General features: G+C 71.8%; 3 protein-coding genes. All 3 read left to right on the top strand.

What is annotated here, in order from left to right; genetic code table 11:
* Positions 1–80 precede the first annotated feature (80 nt).
* The 3 genes from LXT21_RS33550 to LXT21_RS33540 are packed head-to-tail and all read left to right on the top strand — an operon-like array spanning position 81 to position 25,998.
* On the top strand, positions 81–12,233 hold the full coding sequence (locus LXT21_RS33550; RefSeq protein WP_254042297.1) for a type I polyketide synthase: 12,153 nt from the start codon (positions 81–83) through the stop codon (positions 12,231–12,233).
* Positions 12,230–16,285, top strand: coding sequence for a non-ribosomal peptide synthetase (locus LXT21_RS33545; protein ID WP_254042296.1), 4,056 nt, complete (start codon positions 12,230–12,232; stop codon positions 16,283–16,285). Before LXT21_RS33550 ends, LXT21_RS33545 begins: the two co-directional genes overlap by 4 nt.
* The gene (locus LXT21_RS33540) at positions 16,282–25,998 is read left to right on the top strand and encodes a non-ribosomal peptide synthetase/type I polyketide synthase (RefSeq protein WP_254042295.1); all 9,717 of its coding nucleotides are present in this window, start codon (positions 16,282–16,284) and stop codon (positions 25,996–25,998) included. Before LXT21_RS33545 ends, LXT21_RS33540 begins: the two co-directional genes overlap by 4 nt.
* Positions 25,999–26,022: the final 24 nt, after the last annotated feature.

The raw sequence follows: 26,022 nt of genomic DNA, 5'->3' as shown, positions 1-26,022 counted from the left end.
TTGGGCGTGTATGTCTTTTGCTGTTTCTAGGGTGTCTCCGGTCGTAGTCGGAGACAGCCCGGATGCCAGTGAGGCAGGGAATGGAAGAGCGGGTTGGCGACGTCGACGGGCTGCGGGCGTGGCTCGCGGTCGAGTTGTCGTCGTTGCTGGGGCGCGATGCGGGCGAGGTGGGCCTCGCGACGCCGTTCTTCCAACTGGGCGTCGATTCGCTGGTCGCGCTCAAGTTGATCTCCCGGCTCTCGCAGAGGTTGGGCAGGCCGCTGTCGCCCACGCTCATCTGGGAGCATCCGACCCCCGCGGGGCTGGCCGCCCATCTGCTGGGGCGAGACGTGGAGCCGAAGCCCGGCTGGGATGCGCCCACCCAGGAGCCCTCCGAGCCCGTGGCCATCGTCGGGCTGGCCTGCCGCTTCCCCTCCGCGCCCGATGCCGAGGGCTTCTGGCGGGTCCTCCAGGAGGGCGTCGACTGCGTGACGGACGCGCCCCCGGAGCGCTGGGCGACCTCACCAGGGGCGCGGGAAGGGCTTCGCGCGTACCCCGGTGCGTTCCTCGATACCGTCGACCGGTTCGACCCGGGCTTCTTCGGAATCTCGCCCCGTGAGGCGGGGCAGTTGGACCCGCAGCAGCGCTTGATGCTGGAGCTGTCGTGGGAGGCGCTCGAGGACGCGGGCATCGCGCCCGGGACGCTGCGGGGCTCTCGCACCGGCGTCTTCACCGGGCTGGTCTGGCGCGACTACGCCGACCTCCAGACGCTCCAGGGGGCCTCCGCCTCGCTGCATACCTGCACCGGCCACGCCGGGAGCATCGTCGCGAACAGGGTCTCCTATGTGTTCGGATTCGAGGGCCCCAGCCTGGCCATCGACACCGCCTGTTCCTCGTCGCTGGTCGCCATCCTCGAGGCGTGTCGCAGCCTGCGCGCGGGCGAGTCGACCCTGGCGCTCGCGGGGGGCGTCCAGCTGAATCTCTCTCCACGCACGCTCCAGGCGGTCTCCGCCTTCGGTGCCCTCGCGCCGGACGGGCGGTGCAAGACCTTCGACGCGCGGGCCAACGGCTACGGACGCGGTGAGGGTGCGGGTGTCGTCGTCCTCAAGCCCCTGTCGCGCGCCCTGGCGGATGGGGACTCCATCTACTGCGTCATCCGTGGCGGCGCGGTGAACAACGACGGGGCCAGCAACGGGCTGACGGCCCCGAGCCCCAAGGCCCAGGAGCAGCTGCTGCGCGCCGCCTATGGCACCTCGGGCGTGGACCCCGCGCGGGTGCGGTATGTCGAGCTGCACGGGACGGGAACCCCGCTGGGGGACCCGATAGAGGCCCGGGCCCTGGGCGCCGTGTTGGGCGGGGCGACGCGCTCCTCCGGGCAGCCCCTCCACGTGGGCTCGGTGAAGACCAACATCGGGCACCTCGAGGCCGCCGCGGGCGTCGCGGCCGTCATCAAGGTGGCGCTCTCCATCCGGAAGCGGCGGCTTCCGGCGAGCCTGCACTTCGAGCAGCCGAACCCGCACATCCCGTTCGATGCGCTGAACCTGCGCATGCAGACGGAGCTCACGGCGTGGCCCGGGGACGAGGGGCCCGTGCTCGCGGGCATCAGCTCCTTTGGCTTCGGGGGCACGAACTGTCACCTCGTCGTCGAGGAGCACCTGTCGGGGCCCCGGCGGGCCGCCGGGCCCTCCTCCGGCGCGCTCCGCCCTCGGCCGATGCTCGCTGGAGGGCCGAAGAAGGTCGCGTTCCTCTTCGCGGGCGCGGGCTCGGCGTGGTGGGGCATGGGGCGGGAGCTGCTCGCCATGCAGCCCGTCTTCCGTGCCCGCTTCGAGGCCTGTGACGCCGTGTACAGGGGGCTCGGCGGGGACTCGCTCGTGGAGGCGTTGCTCGCGCCGCGCCACCGCTCGCGCTTCGAGCGGGGCGAGGTGCAGTTGCCGGTCGTCCTCGCGCTCCAGCTCTCGCTCGCGGCGACGTGGCGGGACTGGGGCGTCGAGCCGAGCGCCGTCATCGGCTACAGCGTGGGCGAGTGGGCCGCGGCGCACGTGGCGGGAATCCTCACGCTAGACGAGGTCTTCGCGCTCGCCCGCCACTACATCCAGGTCCAGCGGAGCGTGACGGGTGGCGCGGGCATGGGCGTGGTGGCGCTCCCCGCGGCCGAGGTGGAGGCGCGCCTTTCCGCCGGGTCGGGGAGGATTGCCATCGCCTCGGTGAACAGTCCCCGGTCCACGGGCATCGGTGGGGAGCCCTCGGCCCTCCAGGACTTCGCCGCGCGGCTGGTGGCGGAGGGGCACTTCGCGCGCACGGTGGAGATCGACTTCTACGCCCACATCCCCCAGGTGGCGCCCCTCGCGCCGCTCTTCCTGGAAGGGTGCCCGGCGCTGCGGCCACTGCCGGGGCGCATCCCGATGGTCTCGACGGTGTCGGGCGCCTTCGTCGACGGTGTGTCACTGGGGCCCGGGTACTGGACCGACAACTTCCAGGCGCCCGTGCGGTTCGCCGACGCGGTGAAGACGCTGCTCGACTCCGGGCACGAGGTCTTCCTCGACGTCAATCCGCATCCCATCCACGCGCGCGCGGTGGAGGAGAACATCGCGGCCCACGCGGCGACGGCCACGGTGGTGCATGGCCTGCAACGCGGCGAGCCGGACCTGGACGGGCTTCATCGCGCGCTCGATGTGCTCGCTTCCGCGGGCCACGCGATTCGTTGGGAGCGGGTGTTCCCGGAGGCCCCCGCGCCGCTGGCCACCGATGTGCCCGCCGAGTTGTTCGTGCTCTCGGCGAGGACCGAGCCCGCGCTCCGGGAGCAGGCCCGTCGCGTCGCCGGGCAGCTTCGCGGCGCGCCCACGCCTTCGCTCGGGGACCTCTGCGCCACCGCGGCGCTCTGGCGTGACCACCATGCGCACCGGTTGACGATGGTGGCCCAGTCGCGGGCGGCGCTGGAGGACGGGCTCGAGGCGTTCGGCCACGGTGCGCCTCCGAAGGCCTTCCAGTCCCTGGGCGTGGTCCGGCAGGGCGAGGCGCCGCGCGTGGGCTTCGTGTTCTCGGGGCAGGGCGGCTTTCCCCTGGGGGAGAGCACCCGCCTGCTCGAGGAGGAGCCCCGCTTCCGGGAGATGTTCGAGCGCTGCGACCTGGCGTTCCGCGCGCGCACCGGTGGCTCGCTCGTCGAGGCGATGGAGGTTGCTCGGGACGGGGCTGTCCCTCCTCGCACGGAGGTGGAGCAGCCGCTGCTGTTCGCCTTCCAGGTGTCGCTCGCCGCGCTGTGGGCGGCGTGGGGCATCCGTCCCGACGCGGTGGTGGGGCACAGCATCGGAGAGGTCAGCGCCGCGCACGTCGCGGGCGCGCTGTCGCTCGATGAGGCGATGGCCCTTGTCGTGAGCCGCAGCCGCTTGATGGGGAAGACGGCCGGGCTCGGAGGCATGGCCACCGTGGCGGCCTCGCTCGAGCGCTTGTCTCCGCTCCTCGCGCCGCATGGTGACGCGCTGTCGGTCGCCGCGCTCAACGGCCCGGAGGACATCGTCGTCTCGGGGGCGCGCGCGTCGCTGGAGTCGCTGCTGGACGGCCTCCAGGCGCAGGGGATTCGCTTTCGGCTCCTGAACGTCGACCATGCCTTCCACAGCGCGCAGATGGACGCGCATCTGGCGGAGCTCGACGACTGCACGCGGACGCTCGCGCCGAAGGCGCTGGTGACGCCGCTGTACTCCACCGTGCGGGGCGGGCGCGTCCTGGACTCGGAGCTCGACGCCGACCACTGGCGCGCCAACATCCGACAGCGGGTCCTGTTCGCGCCGGCCCTCCAGGCGATGCTCGCCGACGGCTGCCGTGTCTTCGTCGAGGTCTCCCCGCATCCGGTGTTGTCGCAGTCGCTGGCCCGGACGTTGGAGGCGTCGGGGGTGGAGGGGACGGCGGCGCTGTTCTCCGCGCGGCGGGACCGCCCTCCTCGCGTCACGATGCTCGCCGCGTTGGGGGCGCTCCACACGTTGGGGCGTGAGCCCTCGTGGAAGGGGGTCTTCCCTCGGGGTGGCCGACGGGTGGCGCTGCCGTCCTATGCCTGGCAGCGCGAGCGCTACTGGTTCGACGTCGCGCCCGGCGCGGCGCCAGGCACGGTGCATCCGTTGTTGGGGCGCGCGGTGGAGGCTCCTCACGGTGAGGCGCGCTTCGAGTCCTCGCTTCGGGCGGACCGCGTGCGGCTGCTCGCTGACCACCGGCTCTACGGCACGGTGGTGGTCGCGGGCGCGAGCATGGTCGGCATGCTGCTCGACGCGGCCAGGGGACTCTGGGGGCCGGAGGGCTGCCGCGTCCAGGACGTGCTGTTCCTGAGTCCCATCGTGATGGAGGACTCGGAGGAGCGGGTCTTCCAGGTGTCCATCTTGGCGGGTGGCGACTTCCGACTGTCGACCCGGCCCACGAGCGACGACGCGGAGTCTCCTCGGTGGACGCTGCACGCCACCGGACGACTGGAGCGAGGCGCGGAAGAGCCCTCCTCGGCCGAGCCGCTCGCCGGGCTCGAGGCCCGCTTCGCGCCGCTCGCGTCCATCGAGCGCTTCTACGACGGCATCGACCGACAGGGGTTGGTGCTGGGTCGCCAGTTCCGCTGGCTGGAGGCTGTCTCCCGGGGCGAGCGCGAGGCGCTGGGGCGGTTGCGTCTGCCGGAGGCCGGTGATGGCGCGGAGGACTACCGGCTGCATCCGGGGCTCATCGACTCGTGCTTCCAGGTGCTGGGCGCGGTCTCCGGCTTCTCGTCCATCGACGGGCTGGCCTTCGTTCCCATCGGCATCGACCGGTTCGTGCTCCACGGGGCTCAGCGTCCGCGCTTCTGTCACCTCGTGCTTCGCTCGGGAACGGGCGCGGTCGATGAAGCCTCGACGGTGGACCTGCGGTTGCTGGACGAGGCAGGTGGGGTCGTGGCGGAGGTCCGCGGCCTGACGATTCGCCGGGCGCCCCGGGACACGGTCCTGCGACGCGACACGGGGGCGGCGCCGCTGCACTTCCAGGTGGAGTGGCAGCCGCGGCCCGTGGCGGCGCTGGCCTCCACCTCGGAGTCCCACTCCTGGGTGCTGCTCGCGGACCAGGGTGGCTTCGCTGAGTCGCTTGCCCGACAGCTGGAGCGTCATGGTGCGCGCGTGGAGGTGGTCTCCACCGGCCTCGCGCGTCCCGAGTCTCACGGAGAGGGCCTCACTTACAGCCGCGCGCATCCAGACGCTGGCGGGGAGGTGCCCTCCGCTGTGCTCGAGCTTCGTGGCGCGCGCGTGGAGGCGAGCTCCTCCGACGACCTCGGGCGTCCTGGGACTCGCGTGGAGGCGAGTTCCTCTGGCATGGACGACGAGCGGCGCCTGCTCGAACGCCTCGATGCGCTCGGTGACTCGACACAGGCTCGCGTCGGAGTCGTCGACCTCCGAGGCCTCGATACGACTGCGCCGCTCGAAGGTTTCGAGCGTGCTGTCGGGCTCGTGAAGCTCCTGGCGTCCTGCGGGGGTGGGACTTCACCGCGCCTGGTCCTGGTGACGCGGGGCGCGCAGTCGACCGGCGCGGATGTTGGCGACATCGCCATCGAACAGTCGCCGCTCTGGGGCTTGGGCCACGTGGTGGCCCTCGAACATCCGGAGCTGCGCTGTGTGCGCATCGACCTGGACCCGGCCGGAGCCGCCGATGACGCGGCGCTGCTCGCCCAGGAACTCTCGTTGTCGCACGACGAGGACCGCATCGCCTTCCGCTCGGGTCGTCGCCTCGTGGCCCGGCTCATGCGCGCGCGGCTTCCGCGCACGCTCCGTCCACCGCCGCTCGTTGCCGACGCCACGTACCTCATCACCGGAGGGCTCGGCGGTCTGGGGCTCGAGGTCGCCCGGTGGATGGTGGACCGGGGCGCGCGTCACCTGGTCCTCATGGGCCGCCGCGCGCCGGAGCCGCTCGCGCAAGCACGCGTGGACGCGCTGCGCGCCGCAGGGGCAACCGTCACCGTGGGCCAGGGAGACGTGTCATCGCGCGAGGAGGTCGCGCGGGTGCTGGCGGCGTGCCGCGCGTCGATGCCGCCGCTCCGAGGCGTGGTGCATGCCGCGGGAGTCCTCGACGATGGGCTCCTGGTGCTCCAGGACACGGCGCGGATGGCCCACGTCCTCGCTCCCAAAATCCAGGGGGCGCTCAACCTCCACCTCGAGACCCTCGAGTCGCGCCTCGACTTCTTCGTCCTGTTCTCCTCGGTGAGCGCCGTCTTCGGGACCACGGGGCAGGCCAGCTATGCCGCCGCCAATGCCTTCCTCGACGCGCTGGCCCATCACCGACGCGCCAACGGTCTGACGGCCACGAGCATCAACTGGGGGCCCTGGGCCGAGGTGGGCATGGCCGCGCGCCTGTCCGCCGACGCCGGCAGGTCCTGGTCCGGCTTCGGGCTGGGGATGCTCGCCCCCGCCGCGGCCCTCGCGTCGCTGGAAGGCATCCTCGGCGCCGACCTCACGCAGCCCGTGGTCGCGGCCGCCAGCGCGCGCCCGGTGCGCGAGGGACTCCCTCCCTTCTTCGAGGTGCTCGCGCCTCGTCGCGCCGAGCCCACCCGCCCTGCGCCGCCCTCGGTGGCGTTCGTGGGGGCCTCGCCCCGTGAAGCCCGCGCCCGATTGCTCTCGCTGCTCCAGACGCAGGCGGCGGACGTCCTCGGGCTGTCGTCCTCGTCGCCCATCGACCCTCGTCGGCCGCTCCAGGAGCTGGGGCTCGACTCCCTGATGGCGTTGCAGCTGCGCAACGCCTTGTCCGCCGCGCTCGGTCGGCCCCTGCCCGTCACGTTGTTGTTCGACCACCCGAGCTTGGAGCAGCTCCTCGACTTCCTGGCGCGTGAAATCCCCGCCGCCGACAAGGTGGCCTCGGAGCCGGCGCCTCGGACCGTGAAGGCCCGCGGGGCGGCCGTGGACGGCGCGGAGCCCATCGCCGTGGTGGGCATGTCCTGCCGGCTGCCCGGGGGCATCCGGAGCCCGGAGGACTACTGGCGCCTGCTCGCCGACGGGGTGAACGCGGTGCGCGAGGTGCCCGCGTCGCGGTGGACGCTCGACGACTGGTACGACGCGGACCCGGAGGCCCCGGGCAAGACGTACTCGCGGCACGGTGGCTTCCTCGACGACATCGACGCGTTCGACGCCTCGTTCTTCGGCATCTCCGGCGCGGAAGCCCGGTCGATGGACCCGCAGCAGCGGATGTTGCTGGAGTTGAGCTGGGAGGCGCTGGAGCGCGCGGGGATGGCGGTGGAGCGGCTCAAGGGCACCCCCACCGGGGTGTTCCTGGGCATCTGCCTGAGCGACTACGCGCTGCTGGAGCTCAATGCCTCCGATGCACGCGGCATCAACGCCTACTCGGGCTCCGGTGGCGTGCTGAGCGTGGCGGCCGGACGCATCGCGTACGCGCTGGGCCTGGAGGGCCCCACCTTCGCCGTCGACACCGCCTGCTCCTCGTCCCTGGTCGCCACACACCTCGCCTGCCAGAGCCTGCGCGAGGGGGAGTGTGACGTCGCGCTCGTGGGCGGCTCGAACCTGCTGCTCTCGCCGCGCATGACGGTCTACTTCTCGAAGCTCAAGGCGCTGTCCCCGGACGGTGCCTGCAAGGCCTTCGACAGCTCCGCCAATGGATATGTGCGGGGAGAAGGCGCGGGCGTGGTGGTCCTCAAGCGCCTGTCGGAGGCGCTCGCGGCGGGGGACCCCGTCCTCGCCGTCATCCGGGGGACGGCCGTCAACCAGGATGGCCGCTCCAACGGGCTCACGGCGCCGAGCAGGCCCGCCCAGGAGCGCGTCATCGAGAGCGCCCTGCGCCAGGGGGGCGTCGCCCCGCTCGACGTCGGCTATGTCGAGGCACACGGCACGGGGACCTCGCTCGGGGACCCCATCGAGGTGCAGGCCCTCGCGGCGGTCCTCGGTCGTGGACGCCCCGCCTCCTCGCCGCTGGGAATCGGTTCGGTCAAGACGAACCTGGGACACCTGGAGGGCGCGGCGGGAATCGCCAGCCTCATCAAGGCCATCCTCGCGCTGGGACAGGCCGAGCTGCCGCGCAGCCTCCACTTCAAGGAGCCCAGTCCCCACATCCCCTGGGCCGAGCTGCCCGTCGAGGTGATTGCCGAGCACCGCGCGTGGCGTGTCCCGGACGGAGCGCGGCGCATCGCCGGGGTCAGCTCGTTCGGCTTCAGCGGGACGAATGCCCACGTGGTCCTCGAGGAGGCCCCGAAGCGTGAGCCTCGCGCGGAGGCCCCGGCGTCCCTGGAGCGCCCCGAGCTGCTCGTCCTGTCGGCCCGCTCCGCGGAGTCCCTGCGCGAGGCCGCGGGGCGCCTGTCCGCGACGCTGACCGGAGAGGGGGGCGCGGCGTGGCGCGACCTCTGTTACTCCACGAGCTGTCGTCGGAGTCACCACGAGCATCGGCTCGCCGTGGTGGCTCGTTCCCGAAGTAGCGCCGCGGAGGCGATGGACGCCTTCCTTCGTGGCCTGTCGCATCCGGATGTCACGTCCGGCTATGCCCTTCCCGGCGCGGCTCCCAGGGTCGTCTTCCTGTTCACCGGACAGGGAGGGCAGTGGTCCGGCGCGGGGCGAGCGCTCCTCGAGGAGGAGCCCGTCTTCCGCGAGGCCCTGCGGTCCGTGGACGCCGTGCTGATGAAGCTCGCGGGCTGGTCCGTCATCGAGGAGCTGCAACGAGAGCAGCCCCGCTTCGAGCTGGCCCACATCTCCCAGCCCGCGCACTTCGCGCTCCAGGCGGCGCTCGTGGCGCTGCTGCGCTCCTGGGGCGTGGAGCCCGACGCGGTCCTGGGGTCCAGCATCGGCGAGGTGGCGGCGGCCCACGCCGCGGGAGTCCTCTCGGTCGAGGACGCGATGCGCATCACCCTCGAGCGCAGCCGCATCCTCGCGGCCATCGCGGGGACCGGCGCGATGAGCGCCGTGGAACTCTCCGAGGCCGAGGCCACCGAAGCCATCGCGAATCATGGCACTCGGCTGTCCGTCGCCGCGCTCAACAGTCCGACGTCGGTGCTCCTCTCCGGTGACGCGGAGGCGATGGAGGAGGTGCTCGGCGCCCTGTCGGCGCGAGGGGTCTCCTGTCGTCGGCTCGGCCTGGACTACGCGTCGCACAGCCACGCGGTGGAGCCCCACCTGGAGGCGCTGCGACAGGCGCTGGAGGGCCTGGCCCCACGGCCCGAGTCGCTCCCCATCTTCTCCTCGGTCAGTGGGCTGCGCGCGGAGGGCCGTGACTTCGACCGCGACTACTGGGCCCGGAACCTCCGACAGCCCGTGCGCTTCGCGCCCGCCATCTCCGCGCTCGCGAGCGAGGGCCATTCGCTGTTCGTCGAGATTGGGCCCAACGCCGTCCTGTCGCGTCCGGTGCAGCAGTGCTTCCAGCAGACGGGGCGGAGCGCGACGGTGGTGTCCGCGCTGCGGCGGGGAGAGGCCGAGCGCCACACCCTGCGCGCGCTGCTGGGCGGCCTGTTCGTCGCGGGCGTCTCGCCGGCGTGGGAGCAGCTCTTCCCGGAGGGCGGAGCGTTGGTGGCGCTGCCATCCTACCCCTGGCGCAAGGAGCGCTACTGGGTCGCGAGCCCGTCTCCCGCCGCATCGAGGCCCGCTTCCACGCAGGAGGCGTTGCCCCTTCATGGGCGCCGGGTGCGCTCTCCGCTGGCGGAGACCTTGTTCGAGGTGGAGCTGTCGGTGGAGCGGATGCCGCTGCTGCGCGAGCACCTGCTCCACGGCGCGGTGGTGGTGGCGGGCGCCGGCCATGTCTCGATGGTGCTCTCGGCGCTCCAGTCGCTCCATGGCGCCGCGCCGATTCGCCTGGCCGACATCGTCTTCCCTCGCGCGCTCGTCGTGGAGGAGGGGCGCTCGCGTCCCGTCTCGGTGGTGGTGGGGGCGGAGCAGTCGGGGCGAGCGTCCTTCCGCATCCAGAGCCAGGAAGCGGGCGGCGAGGGTGACTGGGTGCTCCACGCGGAGGGCAAGGTGCTGCGCGCCGGCGCGCCGCGAGTCGACGCGGCCGCGTCGCTGGAGCAACTGCGCGCGCGATGTCCGAAGCCCCTCGAGGTGCCGCGGGTCTACGAGACGATGGATGCCGAGGGCATCTCGCTCGGGCGGCGCTTCCGCTGGGTCGAGCAGCTCTGGCAGGGGGAGCGCGAGGCGTTGGGGTGCATGCGCGCGCCGGAGCCTGAGGACCGGCAACCGGCGACGCCGCTGCACCCCGGGTTGATCGACTCCCTCTTCCATGTCCTGCGCGGTGTCCCGGGCATCGTGCGCGATGACGGCGTGCCCCTGATTCCCGTGGGCATCGAAGGCGTGGTCTTCCTGTCGCCACCTCGCGGCACGCTCTGGGCCCACGCGGCGCTGCGGCCCGACGGCGGTCATGGCGGCGAGACGCTGAGCGCCGACTTCCGCCTCTTCGGTGAGGATGGCGCGACAGTCGCGTGGATCGATGGGCTCGTCGTCAAGCGTGCTCCTCGCGAGGCCTTCGCGAGAGACCGCGTGCGTGCGCTCGGCCAGGAGTTGTTCCAGGTCCGCTGGCGGCCATCGCCTCCCGTCGCGACTCCGACGCGGGAGACGGGACCCTGGCTGCTGCTGACGGACCGTGGAGGCGTCGGCGCCGCGGTGGCGGACCGGCTCGCGACCGAAGGCTCGTCGTGCCAGGTGATGGCGTCCCCTGAGCCCACGGAGTCGGAGGCTTCACTGGAGCGCCGATTGGAACAGGCGCTCGGCGCGGGCACCTGTCGCGGGGTGATGTACCTGGCGGCCCTCGATGTCGAAGCCCTGGAGCCCGGGAGCGAGGCGCGGGTCATCACCGAGGTCCTGGTCGGCGCGGTGCGGGTCCTCCAGGCCTTGACGCAGCTGAAGCGCGCCGTGCCTCCCAGGCTGTGGCTCGTCACGCGGGGCGCGCAGGCGACGGACGCGGGGCACGCGCTCCGGCTGGCGCAGGCGCCGCTCTGGGGGCTCGGGGCCACGTTGCGCCACGAGCACCCCGAGCTCCGCTGCACGCTCGTGGACCTGGACCCCGCGCCCGCCGCGGACACGGTGCATTCGCTGTGCACGGAGCTGCGGCTCCTGGATGGCGAGGACCGCATCGCCTGGCGGGACGGCGTGCGGCTCGCGCAGCGGCTCCAATCCCTGGACGTCATCCCCGAGCCCGGCCCCGTGCCCGTCGTCGCGGACGCCACGTACCTCATCACTGGAGGCCTGGGCGGGCTGGGGCTGCGGTGCGCGCGGTGGCTCGCGAAGGAGGGCGCGCGGCACCTGGCGCTCCTGGGGCGCAACGCGCCTTCCGAGGAGGCCCGCGTCGTGCTCCAGGCCCTCGCGGCGGAGGGCGTCACGGTGCGCGTGCTCGCGGCGGACGTGGGCGAGCGGGAGTCCCTCGCGCGTGCGCTGTCGGAGCTGCGCGCGGACCTGCCTCCGCTTCGCGGCGTCATCCACGCGGCGGGGTTGCTCGATGATGCGTTGCTCGTCCGACAGGAGCGCGAGCGCATCGAGCGGGTCCTGCGGCCGAAGGTCGCGGGGGCGCTCCACCTGGACCAGCAGACGCGAGAGGACCCGCTCGACTTCTTCGTGATGTTCTCCTCCATCGCCGCGCTGCTCGGCGGGGTGGGGCAGGCCAACTACAGCGCCGCGAACGCCTTCCTGGATGCGCTGGCCGCCGAGCGGCGGGCGCGTGGACTGCCCGCGTGCTCGCTGGCGTGGGGGCCCTGGGCGGAGGTCGGACTCGCGGCGGCGCGGGCCGACCGGGGCGCCCGGCTCGAGGCCCTCGGCGTGGAGAGCCTCGCGCCGGACGAAGGCGTGGCCATCCTGGGCAGGCTCCTGCGGGGAACGACCGAGACGCACGTGGGCATCGCCCGCATCGACTGGGCGAAGTGGGGACAGGTCTATCCCTCCGCGGACCACGCCTCGCTCCTCACCGACTTCATCCGCGCGCAGCCCCGGGTCTCCCGGACGGCCGCGCCCGAGGGGCTGCCTCCACTCCAGGAGCTGGTCCGGATGACGCCCGAGGCGCGGAGGGCGCGCGTCGAAGGCTCGCTGCGGCGCGAGGTGGTCTCGATGCTGGCCCTCCCAGGAGACCTGGCCGACGGCCGCCTGCCCCTGGTCCGCTTCGGCTTCGACTCGCTGATGGGCATGAAGCTCAAGGCGCGGCTGGAGCTGGCGCTGGGGCTCTCCGTTCCGGCCGTGAAGCTGCTGAGCGGTCTGAGCTTCGACGACCTCGTGACGCTCGTCCTGGAAAGCCTCGATGCCGTGCCGCCTCCGCCGGAGGCGGCCCTTGATGACCCGATGGAGGAGTTCCAATTTTGAATGCCACCGAACTCATTGCCGAGCTGACGCGCCTGGGTGTGGAGCTCAAGGTCGAGGGCGAGCACCTCCGGGTCCGCGCCGCGCGCAACGTCATCACGCCCGAGCTGCAGCAGCACATCGCCGCCCGGAAGGCGGAGGTGCTCGAGCTGCTCCGGCGGCAGGGCGAGGCCCTCCGCTCCGAGCAGGAGCACGCGCCCTTCCCGCTGACCGAAATCCAGGAGGCCTATCTGGTCGGACGCGGCACCGACTTCGGCGTCGGGGGCATCTCCTGTCACCTGTACCATGAGCTCGACGGGCGCGAGCTGGACGTGGAGCGGCTGTCTCGCGCGTGGCGGCGCCTCATCGAACGGCACGCGATGCTGCGCGCCGTGGTGCTCCCGTCGGGAGAGCAGCGCGTGCTGGAGCAGGTGCCCACCTTCTCCATGCCCGTGCTGGACCTGCGTGGCCAGGCCTCGGACGTCGTCGAGTCGAAGCTCGCCGGGATTCGACAGGAGCTCTCCAACCGCTCCGTGCCCCTGGGGCAATGGCCCACCTTCGAGCTGCGCGCGACGCTGCTCGATGGGCACCGCACGCGCATCCACCTGGACATCGACGCCATCACGATGGATGCCGCCGCCGTGCTCGCGCTCCTCGAGGAGTGGCGCGAGCTGTACGTGACGCCGGAGAAGGTGCTGGAGCCGGTGCCGGTGTCCTTCCGGGAGCACGTGCTCGCGGAGGTCTCCGCCCGCGACACGAATGCCTACCGGAGCGCCGAGGCCTACTGGCGCGCGCGCCTGGATGACCTGCCGGAAGCCCCGGTGCTGCCCCTGGCCACGCCTCCCGAGCAGCTGGTGCGCCCCGCGTTCCGGCGGCTGAGCGGGAGCCTGGACGCGCGGCGGTGGGAGCGGCTGAAGGAGCGGTCCGCGCAAGCCGGGCTGACCCGCTCCGGCGTGGTCTGCGCCGCGTTCGCGGAGGTGCTCGCGGCGTGGAGCGAGAGCGCCCGCTTCTGTCTCAACCTCACGCTCTTCAGGCGCCTGCCCATCCACCCGGCCATCGACAAGGTGGTTGGTGACTTCACGACGAACGTGCTGCTCGAGGTCGACGGGAGCGGCACGTCGTTCACCCAGCGCGCGGTCCAACTCCGGGAGCAGCTGGCCCGCGACCTCGAGCACCTGCTCTTCAGCGGCATGCGGGTGATGCGCGAGCGCGCGCGGCGGCGCGAGGGCGCCGCGGGGGCGCTCATGCCCATCGTCTTCACGAGCTTGCTGGGACACCGCCCCGGCAGCGCGGGCGCGGGCTCTCCCTTCGGGTGGCTGGGCGAGACGGTCCACGGCATCACCCAGACGCCGCAGGTGTGGCTCGACCACCAGGTCCGGGAGGAGGACGGGGCGCTGCGCTACTCCTGGGACAGTCCGGAGGGGCTCTTCCCGTCGGGCATGCTCGAGGACGCCTTCGCGGCCTACGAGGCCCTGCTCGGTCGGCTCGCGGAGGATGACGCCGCCTGGGAGGCTCGCTCTCCCGTACGTCTGCCGGCCGCGCAGGCCGCGCGCCGTGAGGCGTTCAACGCCACCACGTCTCCCATCCCCGAGGCGCGCCTGGAGGCGCTCTTCCTGGCCCAGGCGCAGCGAGCACCCGCTCACGCCGCGGTGGTGAGCGCGGGGCGGACGTTGAGCTACGCGGAGCTTCGTGGACACGCGGGCGCGCTGGCGACCCGACTGGCCGAGCTGGACGCGCGGCCCGACGGGTTGGTCGCCGTCATCCTGGAGAAGGGCTGGAGGCAGGTGGTCGCGGTGACGGCCATCCATCTGGCCGGGGCGGCGTATCTCCCCATCGACCCCACGCTGCCGGATGAGCGCCGTCGGCTCCTGCTCCAGGAGGGGAAGGTCCGCATCGTGGTGACGGAGCCGGGGCAGGTGGAGCGGTTCGCGTGGCCGGAGGGCGTCCAGGTGGTGAGCATCCCGGACAGCGCGAACGGCGCGCTTCCGCCCGCGCCCGCGCGTTCGCCGGCGGACCTGGCGTACTGCATCTACACCTCGGGTTCGACGGGGCGCCCCAAGGGGGTGATGGTCGAGCACCGCGCCGCGGCGAACACGCTCCAGGACATCAACGCCCGCTTCGGGGTCGGCCCGGAGGACCGGGTCTTCGGCCTGTCGTCGCTCGGCTTCGACCTGTCGGTCTACGACATCTTCGGGAGCCTGGCGGCGGGCGCGACGCTCGTGCTGCCCGAGCCCGACGCGACGTGGGAGCCCGCGAGCTGGCTGCGGTGGCTGCGCGAGGAGCGCGTGACGGTGTGGAACTCCGTCCCGACGCTGATGGAGATGCTGGTGGACCTGGTGGAGACGCGCGGTGAGCGCCTCCCGGAGTCCCTGCGCCTGGTGTTGATGAGCGGTGACTGGATTCCCGTCACGCTGCCGGACCGCATCCGGAGGCTGTCCCACGACATCCAGGTCATCAGCCTGGGCGGGGCCACCGAGGGCGCGGTCTGGTCGATTCTGCACCCCATCACCCACGTCGAGCCCGGGGCGCGCAGCATCCCCTACGGCCGGCCGATGCTGAACCAGCGCTTCCATGTGCTCGACGAGGCGCTGGCGCCGCGGCCGGAGCATGTGCCGGGGGACCTCTTCATCGGAGGGGTCGGTCTGGCCCGGGGCTACTTCGGTGACGAGGAGATGTCGCGCGCGCGCTTCTTCACGCATCCGGGCACGGGCGAGCGCCTCTACCGCACGGGCGACCTGGGCCGCTTCCTGCCCGGTGGGGTCATCGAGTTCCTGGGCCGCAAGGACTTCCAGGTCAAGGTCGCCGGACACCGCATCGAGCTGGGTGAAATCGAGGCCGCGCTCGCGCGTCATCCCGCCATCCGCGAGGCCGTCGTCGCCGCTCCCGGGGAGCGCACGCAGCGCAAGCTGGTGGGCTACGTCACTCCCGTGGAGGGGCAGCCCGCGCCCACCGACGACGCGCTGCGGGAGTTCCTGGGCAGGACGCTGCCGCACTACATGGTGCCGGGCGTCTTCATGCGGCTGCGGGCGCTGCCGCAATCGTCGAACGGCAAGGTGGACCGCAAGGCCCTGCCCACGCCGGTGGAGGAGCCCGCCCACGGCGCGGTGCCGCTGGATGCGCGCGGCGGAGAGGTCTACACGCGAATCACCCGTCTCGTCGCCGAGGTCCTCAAGCGCCCCAGCGTCGAGCCGGAGGCCTCGCTGCTCCAGCTCGGCGCCACGTCGGTGGAGCTCATCAAGCTGGCGACGTTGTTGGAGCAGGCCTTCGGGAGCCGGCCCCGGATGTCCGAGTTCCTCACGCTGCGCAACACCGCGGACATCGTCGCCTACTACACCCGGCGCCAGTCGACGGAGGTCCCTCCCGCGAGCGCGAAGGTCGAGGAGGGGTTGCTGCTGGACCCCGAGCAGCGCGAGGCCTGGAAGCGCGCGCGTCACGGAGTCCGCACCTTCGACATGGGGGCGCCCGTGGTCCCGATGGCCGGGCTCGCGGAGGGCGAGGCGCGGCGCCGTCAGCTGGAGCGCTCCAGCCACCGGACCTTCTCGTCCGAGCCCGTGGAGGCCCAGGCGCTGGGCCGCCTGCTGTCGTGTCTGCGCTCGCTCGATGTCGCGGGGCGCTTCAAATACCAGTACGGCTCGGCGGGGAGCGCGTACGGCGTCCAGCTGTACCTCCACGTGGCCGCGGGACGGGTCCGGGGGCTGGAGGCGGGCGCGTACTACCACGAGCCGGTGCGCCACGCGCTGGTGCGGCTCGCGGCGGTGGACGCGCTCGACGCGAGCCTCCACGCGCCCACCAACCGGCCCATGTTCGCCAGCTCCGCGTTCTCGCTCTTCCTGGTGTGTGACAGGCGCGCCATCGCGCCGCTCTACGGTGAGAAGTGGCGGGACTTCGCGCTGCTCGAGGCGGGGCTCATCTCGCAGCTGTTGGAGCTGCGCGCCGCGGAGCAGCAGCTCGGGCTCTGCCAGGTGGGGGAGCTGCGCTTCGACGACGTCCGGGACGCGTTCCGGTTGGAGGAACCCCACGTGTACCTGCACGGCCTCGTGGGCGGCTCCATCGCCTGGGAAGAGGGGGCGTTGTGAAGACGGCCGAGTTCATCGTCGAGCTCCAGAAGCAGGGCATCGAGCTGTGGGTGGAGGGCGAGGCGCTGCGGTTCCGCGCGCCCCCGGGCCACGTCACGGACGAGGTGCGCGCGGCGCTGCGGGAGCGCAAGCACCAGCTCGTGGAGCACCTGAGCGCCACCTCCCACGGGGCGGAGGTCCAGGCCGCGGTCGTCGCACCGCCGGAGGACGCGCGCTTCTCGCCGTTCCCGCTCACCGACATCCAGAATGCCTACTGGGTGGGGCGGCAGGACGCGTTCGACGCGGGAGGCGTCGCGGCGCACAGCTACCTGGAGCTCGCGTTCGACGCGCTGGACCCCACCCGGCTCGAGCGGGTGCTCCAGCGGCTCATCGAGCATCACGACATGCTGCGCATGGTGGTGCTGCCCACGGGCGAGCAGGTCGTCCTGGCCTCCGTGCCGCCCTTCCGCGTCACGGCGTATGACCTCCGCGAGGCCTCGGCCGGGCAGGTCGACGCGCACCTGTCCGCGATTCGAGCGGAGCTGTCCCATCAGGTGCTGCCGGCCGACCGCTTCCCGCTCTTCGAGGTCCGCGCCTCCCAGCTCCCGGGGGGACAGGTCCATGTGCACATCAGCCTGGACCTGCTCGTGGCGGATGCCTTCAGCGTGCAGCTCCTCATCGAGCAGTGCGTGGTGCTGTACCAGGACCTGGAGGCGCCGCTCGCGCCGCTGAAGCACACCTTCCGCGAGTACTTCGCCGCCGCCGCGCGACGTCGCGACCAGGGAGCCCAGGCCTACCAGCGCGCGCTGGAGTACTGGCGCGGCCGGCTGGCGACGCTGCCCGGTCCGCCCGAGCTACCGCTCGCCGCCGACCTCGGGAGCAGGGGGCCTCGTCGCTTCTCCCGTCGCAAGGGCGGACTGGAGCCCGCCGCGTGGAAGACCTTCCGCGAGCGCGCCGCCGCGGCCGGTGTGACGGCGTCCATGGCGCTGGCCGCGGCCTATGGCGAGGTGCTGCGCGCGCACGGCCGGAGCCAGCGACTGACGCTCAACCTGACGCTCTTCAACCGGCTGCCGTTGATTCAGGACGTGGAGCGAATCGTCGGCGACTTCACCTCGGGCATCCTGCTGGAGGTGGACGGCTCCCAGCCCGAGTCCTTCGCCCAGCGCGCCCGGCGACTGCAGGGGCAGCTCTTCGACGACCTGGAGCACTCCATCGTGTCGAGCGTGCAGGTCCTGCGCGAGGCGGCCCGGCTCGGTCGTCTGGACACGGGGATGGGCATGCCCTACGTGTTCACGAGCCTGCTGTCGGAGACGGGGCGCTCGCTGCGGATGGGCGAGGGTGTGCGAATCGTGGAGGTCGTCAGCCAGACGCCGCAGGTGTGGCTGGACCACCAGGTCTTCGAGCTCAACGACGCGCTGTATTTCAGCTGGGACTCCGTCGACGCGCAGTTCCCCCAGGGGCTGATGGACGCGCTCTTCGGGGCCTATGTCCGGCTCCTGCGCCGGCTGGTCGAGGACCCGTCCGCCTGGGAGGCCCCCGCGAGGCAGCCGCTCCCGGCCGAGCAGCTCGCGCGCCGCGAGGCCTACAACGCCACGCGGCGGCCCGTCCCGTCGGAGCGGATGGAGACGCTCTTCCTGCGGCAGGCGGCCACGCGGCCCCAGGCGCCCGCCATCATCGCGGGGGAGCGCGTGCTCACCTACGAAGCGCTGGAGCGGCGCTCGGCGCGGCTCGCCTCGTGGCTCGTCGCCCGGGGCGCGCAGCCGGATCGCCTGGTGGCCATCGTCGCGGAGAAGGGGCCGGAGCAGGTGCTCGCCGCGCTCGCCATCCTGCGCGCGGGCGCGGCCTATCTGCCGTTGGACCCGGGCCTGCCCACCGAGCGGCTCCACGAGCTGCTGCGGGACGCGCGCGTCGAGCTCGTGCTCACGCAGGCGCACCTCGATGCGTCACTGACCTGGCCCGACGGGCCCCGACGGCTCGCGGTGGACCTGGACGGCGCGCTCGACGTCGGGGACGCGGAGCCTCCTGTCGTTCGGGGCAATGGCCTCGCGTATGTCATCTACACCTCGGGTTCGACGGGGCGGCCCAAGGGCGTGATGATCGACCACCAGGGCGCGGTGAACACCCTGGTCGACATCAACGAGCGCTTCGGCGTGGGGCCCGAGGACCGGGTGTTCGCCCTCTCGTCGCTCAGCTTCGACCTCTCGGTCTACGACATCTTCGGGACGCTCGCCGCGGGGGCCGCCATCGTGATGCCGGCGCCCGGCACCCCGCGCGACCCGAGCCACTGGCTGTCGGTCCTCGCCCAGGGACGCGTGACGGTGTGGAACTCGGTCCCCGCGCTGATGGAGATGCTCATCGAGTTCGTCGAGGGCGCGGGACAGCGCCTCCCGGACTCGCTGCGTCTGGTGATGATGAGCGGCGACTGGATTCCCGTCACGTTGCCCGAGCGCATCCGGAGCCAGCGCGCGGGCATCGACCTGGTGAGCCTGGGCGGAGCGACCGAGGCGTCCATCTGGTCCATCCTGTATCGGATTGGCGAGGTCGACCGCGCGTGGCGGAGCATTCCCTACGGCCACCCGATGATGAACCAGCGCTTCCACGTGCTGGACGACACACTGGAGCCGTGTCCGGAGTGGGTGGCGGGGCAGCTCTACATCGGCGGCGTGGGGCTCGCGCTGGGCTACTACGGCGACGCGGAGCGCACCGCCGCCCGGTTCATCGTCCACCCTCGAACCGGTGAGCGCCTCTACGCCACCGGTGATTTGGGGCGCTTCCTGCCGGACGGGAACATCGAGTTCCTCGGCCGCGAGGACTTCCAGGTCAAGATTCAGGGGCACCGCATCGAGCTGGGAGAAATCGAGGCCGCGCTCGATACGCACCCGGCCGTGCGAGGGGCCGTGGTCAAGGCGCTCGGGAAGCCGGGCGGGCCGCGTCGGCTGGTGGCCTATGTCGTCCCGGACGCCGCGATTCCGACGAACGTCCTCGCGAAGGAGCCCTCGGACGAGAAGCTGGACGAGGCGCATGAGCCGGAGCCTCAGCTGGGCGTCATCTCCGACCCCATCGCGCGCCTCGAGTTCAAGCTGAAGGGACCTGGGCTGAGAACGGACGTCGACGAGCGTGAGTCCATCGCGCTCGCGAAGCCGGTCCTCGACGCCGCGCGGCTCCAGGCGGTCGTCGACCGGCGCAGTCACAAGTCCTTCCGCTCGGGCCCTGTCCCCCTCGAGCAGCTCACCGAGCTGTTGAGCTGCCTGATGCAGGTCCAGCTCGAGGACTCGCTCCTCCCCAAGTACCGCTATGCGTCGGCGGGAGGGCTCTATCCGGTGCAGGTCTATCTGCACGTCAAGGCCGGGCGGGTCCAGGGGCTCGCGGGAGGGATGTACTACTACCATCCGAAGCAACACGAGCTGGTGCTGCTCTCGCCGGATGTCGTCATGAGCCGTGCCCAGCACGCGCCGGGCAACCGGGCCACCTTCGACGACGCGGCGTTCTCCATGTTCCTCGTCGGGCAGCTGGACGCCATCCAGCCGCTGTACGGAGCGCTCGCGAGGGACTTCTGTCTGCTCGAGGCGGGATACATCGCCCAGCTCCTGATGAGCTCGGCGGTGGGAGGAGCGCTGGGCCTGTGTCCGATTGGTGGCCTGGACTTCGAGCCGTTGCGCCAGCAGCTCGCGCTGGGCGCGGGGCATGTCCTCCTGCACAGCTTCCTGGTGGGTGGGGTCGGCGCCTCGGCGAAGGTGGCCGCGCCCGCGACGCGCTCGGCTCCGACCCTCTCGCTTCCCGAGGAGCTGCGGCGGCACCTGGTCGCGCGGCTCCCCGACTACATGGTCCCCACGTCCTTCGTGCTGATGGACGCGCTGCCGCTGACGTCCAACGGCAAGGTGGACCGCGACGCTCTGCGCGAGCCGAGCGACAGCGCGCAGGTGTCTTCGCCCACGTCGCGTGCGCCGCGCACGGAGGTGGAGCGCTCCCTGGCCACCATCCTCCAGGAGGTGCTCCACCTGGACGAGGTGGACATCCACCGCAACTTCTTCGACCTGGGGGGCACGTCGGTGCAGATCGTCCAGGTCCACCGGAGGATGCGAGAGCGGCTCCAGGTGGACCTGCCCATCGCGCAGATGTTCCGGTTCACCACCGTCAGCGCGTTGGCGGAGTACGTGTCGACGCGGAGCACCGAGTCCCGTCCCGCGGCGCCCCCGTCACCTCGGCGTGAGCCTGTCCGTGAGGAGCCCCGTCCGAAGGCCGCGCCGAGCGCGCGTCCGGACCCCGCGCTGGAGTCGGCCATTGCCATCGTCGGGATGTCGGGCCGGTTCCCCGGCGCGAGGAACCTGGCGGAGTTCTGGCGGAACCTGTGTGACGGGGTCGAGTCGGTCTCGTTCTTCACGGAGGAGGAGCTGCGCGGCTCGGTGTTGGAGCCCTCGCACCTGGATGACCCTCGCTACGTCCGGGCCGGCGCGATGCTGGATGACGTGGAGCACTTCGACGCCGAGCACTTCGGGCTCATGCCGAAGCAGGCCCGGCTCACGGACCCTCAGCACCGCATCTTCATGGAGTGCGTGTGGGAGGCCATCGAGGACGCGGGCTATGATCCGAAGCGCCTCGAGTCACTGGTGGGGGTCTATGCCGGCTCCATCATCAGCAACTACCTCCTGTTCCACCTCGGCTCGTCGGTGGGGCGCGAGGGCGCCGTTCGAGATCTGCAGACGCTGATTGGGAACGACAAGGACTACCTGGCGACGCATGTGTCGTACCGGCTCGGCCTGAAGGGGCCGAGCATCAGTGTCCAGACGGCGTGCTCCTCGTCGCTGGTGGCCGTCCACCTGGCGAGTCAGGCGCTGCGCAGCCGCGAGTGCGACATGGCGCTCGCGGGGGGCGTGGCCGTGCGGTTGCCGCAGAAGTCCGGCTACCTCTACGAGCAGGGCGGCATCCTCTCGCCGGATGGTCACTGCCGTGCGTTCGACGCGGACGCCCAGGGAACGCTCTTCGGGAGCGGCGCGGGCGTGGTGGTGCTCAAGCGCCTCTCCGATGCGCTGGCGGACGGCGATTGCATCCGTGCCGTCATCAGAGGCTCGGCGGTCAACAACGACGGCTCGATGAAGATTGGCTACACGGCGCCGAGCCAGGATGGTCAGGCCGCGGTCATCTCCTCCGCGCTGACGGCCGCGGGCGTGAGCCCTCGCAGCATCGGCTACATCGAGACGCACGGGACGGGCACGCCGCTGGGCGACCAGATTGAGTTCGCCGCGCTCCAGCAGGCCTTCGGCGCCGGCGCCGACGCGGTGGGCGTCTGTCCCATCGGCTCGGTGAAGACCAACGTGGGGCACCTGGAGGTCGCGGCGGGCATCGCGGGCCTCATCAAGACGGTGTTGTCGCTGCAGCACCGACGCCTGCCTCCCAGCCTGAACTTCAAGGCGCCGCATCCGCAGCTCGACTTCGCGCACAGCCCCTTCTTCGTGAACACGCGGCTCGCGGAGTGGCGCGCCGCCTCGACGCCGCGTCGCGCCGGGGTGAGCTCGTTCGGCATCGGCGGGACGAACGCGCACGTGGTGCTGGAAGAGGCGCCGGAGGTGGAGAGGAAGGGAGTGGAGGAGAGGCCGAGGCACGTGCTGGCGCTGTCAGCGAGGAGTGAGAAGGCGCTGAGGGAGCTCGCGGGCCGGTACGCGAAGGGGCTGGGAGAAGAGGTGGGGGACGCGTGCTTCACGGCGAACACGGGCCGAGCGCGCTTCGGGCACCGGGTGGCGGTGGTGGGGAGGACGGGGGAGGAGCTGAAGGAAGAGCTGGCGAGGTACGCGAGCGGCGGGGCGGTGGAGAAGGGCGCGGAAGGCCAGGCGAAGAAGGCGGAGGAAGTGGTGCTGCTCTTCACGGGGCAGGGGGTGCAGCACGAGGGGATGGGGAGGGAGCTGTACGAGACGAGCGAGACGTTCCGGGGAGTGCTGAAGCAGTGCGACGAGGTGGTGAAGGGGGAGTTGGGGGAGTCGCTGGTGGAGGTGCTGTACGGAGGGAAGGGAGTGCTGCTGGAGAAGAGCAGCGTGTCGCAAGCGGCGCTGTTCAGCGTGGAGTACGCGCTGGCGGAGGTGTGGAGGGAGTGGGGAGTGAAGCCGGCGGCGGTGATGGGGCACAGCCTGGGTGAGTACGTGGCGGCGTGCGTGGCGGGGGTGTTCAGCCTGGAGGAGGGGCTGAAGCTGGTGATGGAGCGGGGGAGGTTGATGGAGGGGCTGGAGGGTGAAGGGAAGATGGTGGCGGTGCTGGCGAGTGAGGAGGAGGTGAAGGGGGAAGGTGGAGAGAGGTTGATTGCGGCGGTGAACGGGCCTGGAGAGGTGGTGCTGGCGGGGAGGGTGAAGGAAGTGGAGGAGGTGGAAGGGAGGCTGAAGGCGAGGGGTAAGGAGTGCCGGGCGTTGAAGACGACGCACGCGTTCCACTCGGAGCTGATGGAGCCGATGAAGGAGGGATTCGAGAGGGCGGCGGGGAAGGTGAGGATGGAGAGGGCGAAGTTGGAGTTGGTGTCGAACGTGAGCGGGAGGGAGGTGAAGGGGGAGGAGAGGGAGGCGGGGTACTGGGCGAGGCACTTGAGGGAGCCGGTGAGGTACTGGGAGGGAGTGAAGGGGCTGTACGAGAGGGGGTACCGGGTCTTCGTGGAGGTGGGGCCGAAGCCGACGCTGACGGGGGTGGGGAAGAGGTACCTGGGAGAGGGGGAGGCGCAGTGGGTGGGGAGCCTGAGGCCCGGGAGCAGCGATTGGGAGATGCTGCTGGGGAGCGCGGCGAAGCTGTACGTGAAGGGCGTGGAGGTGGACTGGGAGGGAGTGGACAAGGGGTACGCGCGTCGACGCGTGGCGCTGCCGACGTATCCCTTCCAGCGTGAGCGCTACTGGGTCGAACGTCCTCGTGAGAGCGCTCGCACCGCGATGCCTGTCGCGGGTGACGCGAGGCTGCTGGGACGTCGCCTCCGCTCCCCCGCGCTCACGCAGACGGTCTTCGAGTCGTCCGTGGGAACCGGCGCGATGCCATTCCTCGCCGAGCACCAGGTGCACGGCGTGACGGTGCTGCCAGCCACGGTTTACATGGAGCTGGCGCGAGCCGCGGCCGCCGAGCTCCTGGGCACGGGTGCACACGCGGTGGAAGGACTGCACCTCCACGACGCACTCGTCCTGCGCGACGCCGCGGAGCGCGTCCTCCAGTTCGTCGTCTCGCCGAGCGGTGAGGACACGTACACCTTCCAGCTCTTCAGCGCGGAGGGGGAGGGCACCCGAGGCACGAAGGAGCCGAGCTGGACCCTTCACGCGTCGGGGAGTCTCGCCAGGGTGCGAGCCGAGGTCGTCGCCCCCGAGTCGCGCACGCTCTCGGCGTTGCTGGCGCGGTGTCCCACGGAGGTCCCCGCGGCGACGCTCTACGCGCACTTCGACGGACGCGGCATCCACTACGGCCCGACCTTCAAGGGCATCGAGCACATTCGCCTGGGGCAAGGCGAAGCGCTGGGCCAGGTGGGTCGGCCCGAGACGCTGTCCGCGGAGACGTGGGGCGCGCCACTTCATCCCGCGGTGCTGGATGCGTGTCTCCAGGTCTGTGGCGCTCTCTTCCTGGGCGAAGGCAACGACACTCCCGAGGACGTGCTCGCCCTGCCCGTCGGGTTGGAGCGGCTCGTGGTCTGGCGTGAGCCGGGGACCACGTGTTGGAGCCACGTCTCGATGCGGCCTGACGGCACGTCGACCGGGGATGTCCGCATCCTCGATGAGACGGGGAGCGTGTGCGTCGAGTTGGTGGGGTTGCGCTTCCAGCAGGTGAGCCGCTCCGCGCTGCGGCGGATTCTCGGCACGGGGCGGGACTGGAGCTACGAGCTCACCTGGGAGCCGCGTCCCCTGAATGCGCTCCCCGACGGTTCTCCCTCAGGTGGCACCTGGGTGCTGCTCGTGGATGGGGGCGGTCTGGCGGATGAGCTCGCGAAGTCGTTGGCGGCGCGGGGCTCTCGCTGCGTGCGGGTGCGGGCGGGAAGCACCTACGAGGCTCGCGATGGCGGGGTGTTCACGGTCGACCCTGCCCGGTCCGACGACTTCTCGCGCCTGTTCCAGGACGTCGCCGCGACGGGAGGCGAGCCGTGCCGGGGCATCGTGCACCTGTGGGGACTCGGGGCCGGGCTGGCCGCGCCGTCGACCCAGGACCTGGCCTGCATGGGGGCACTCCACCTGGCACAGGCGTTGAGTCGAAGCGGAGGCACGGTCCCTCCTCGCCTGTGGCTGGTGACGCGCGGCACGCAGCGCACGGGGCACGAGGCGGCGCCTCCGTCGCTGGCCCACGCGGCGCTCTGGGGTTTGGGCCGCACGCTCGCGGTGGAGCATCCGGAGTCCTGGGGTGCGCTCATCGACCTGGATGGGGACTCGCGGGACGACGACCTCCGCGCCCTGCGGGACGAGCTGCTGTGGACTCCCGAGGATGAGCAGGTCGCCTTCAGGAGCGGACGCAGGTACGTGGCCCGGCTCGCGCGCGGCGGGGTGTCCTCGCGTACCGCGTCGTCCGTGTCTCGGCTCCGACAGGATGCGACCTACCTCATCACGGGCGGGCTGGGAGCCCTGGGGCTCCATGTGGCCCGGTGGATGGTGGAGCGTGGCGCACGCCATCTGGTGTTGATGGGGCGCAACGACGCGGGACTCGCGGCGGAGGCGGCGCTGCGGTCGCTTCGAGAGGCCGGGGCACGCATCGAGTGCGCGCGAGGGGATGTCTCGCGGCCCGAGGATGTCGCGCGGGTGCTCGCCACCCTCTCGGGTACTGCCCCACCGCTGCGCGGCGTGATGCACGTCGCCGGCGTGGTGGAGGACGGCACGATTCTCCACCAGGACTGGGCCCGCTTCGAGCGCGTGCTCGCACCGAAGCAGCGCGGAAGCTGGAACCTCCATCAGCAGACGTTGGCGCTGCCGCTCGACTTCTTCGTGATGTTCTCTTCCTCCGCTTCGCTGCTGGGCGCGGCGGGGCAGGGCAACTACGCCGCCGCCAATGCGTTCATGGATGCGCTCGCGCACCACCGTCGCGCGCTCGGGCTGAACGCGGTGAGCATCAACTGGGGCCCCTGGAGTGGCGGCGGAATGGCGGCGGCCCTCGAGGTGCCGGAGGCGCGGCGCTGGTTCGCGTGGATTGAACCGGAGCAGGGGCTGGAGTTGCTGGGACAGGCGATGGACTCGGGACGCGCGCAGGTCGCGGTGCTGCCCATCGAGTGGCCCCGGTACTTGCAACGCTTCGGGGAGGCCGGCGCGCCGAAGGTCCTGACGAACCTGCTCGCCGAGGCTCGGGCGGGGATGCCCCGCGCGACGGCGACGCCGATGCGGGCGCGGCTGAAGGGGCTGTCACGTGGCCGTCAGCAGGAAGTGCTGCTCGAGCACGTGCATCAGCAGGTCGCGCAGGTGCTGGGGTGGGACGCGTCCGCGCCGAGGTCCGGCGCGCTGCGGCTGTTCGACTCGGGCATGGACTCGCTGATGGCGGTCGAGCTGAAGAACCGTCTCCAGGCGAGCCTCGGACTCGAGCGTCCCCTGGCGGCCACGCTGGTGTTCGAGCACCCCAGCATCGAGTCCCTGGCCGAGCACCTGGCCCTCGAGGTCTTCGAGCTGGGCCCCCTCGTCCCCGTCGCGCCGACGGCGCCGGTGGAGGACACGGGCCCGAGGTTGGCGGAGCTGGAGCAGCGTCCCCCGGAGGAGCTGGGGTCGTTGCTCGACGAGAAGCTCGCGGCCCTCGAGAAGCTGATGGGTGAGAGCTAGTCCCCTGGTTGCCTGCCCCGACGT

It is taken from the genome of Myxococcus guangdongensis (assembly GCF_024198255.1).
Taxonomy (GTDB): domain Bacteria; phylum Myxococcota; class Myxococcia; order Myxococcales; family Myxococcaceae; genus Myxococcus; species Myxococcus guangdongensis.
This window is presented reverse-complemented; position numbering and strand designations above follow the sequence as displayed.

Bases quoted from the DNA above. Each gene is read 5' to 3' on its own strand.
- LXT21_RS33550 (WP_254042297.1), top strand. From the start codon at position 81: ATGGAAGAGCGGGTTGGCGACGTCGACGGGCTGCGGGCGTGGCTCGCG.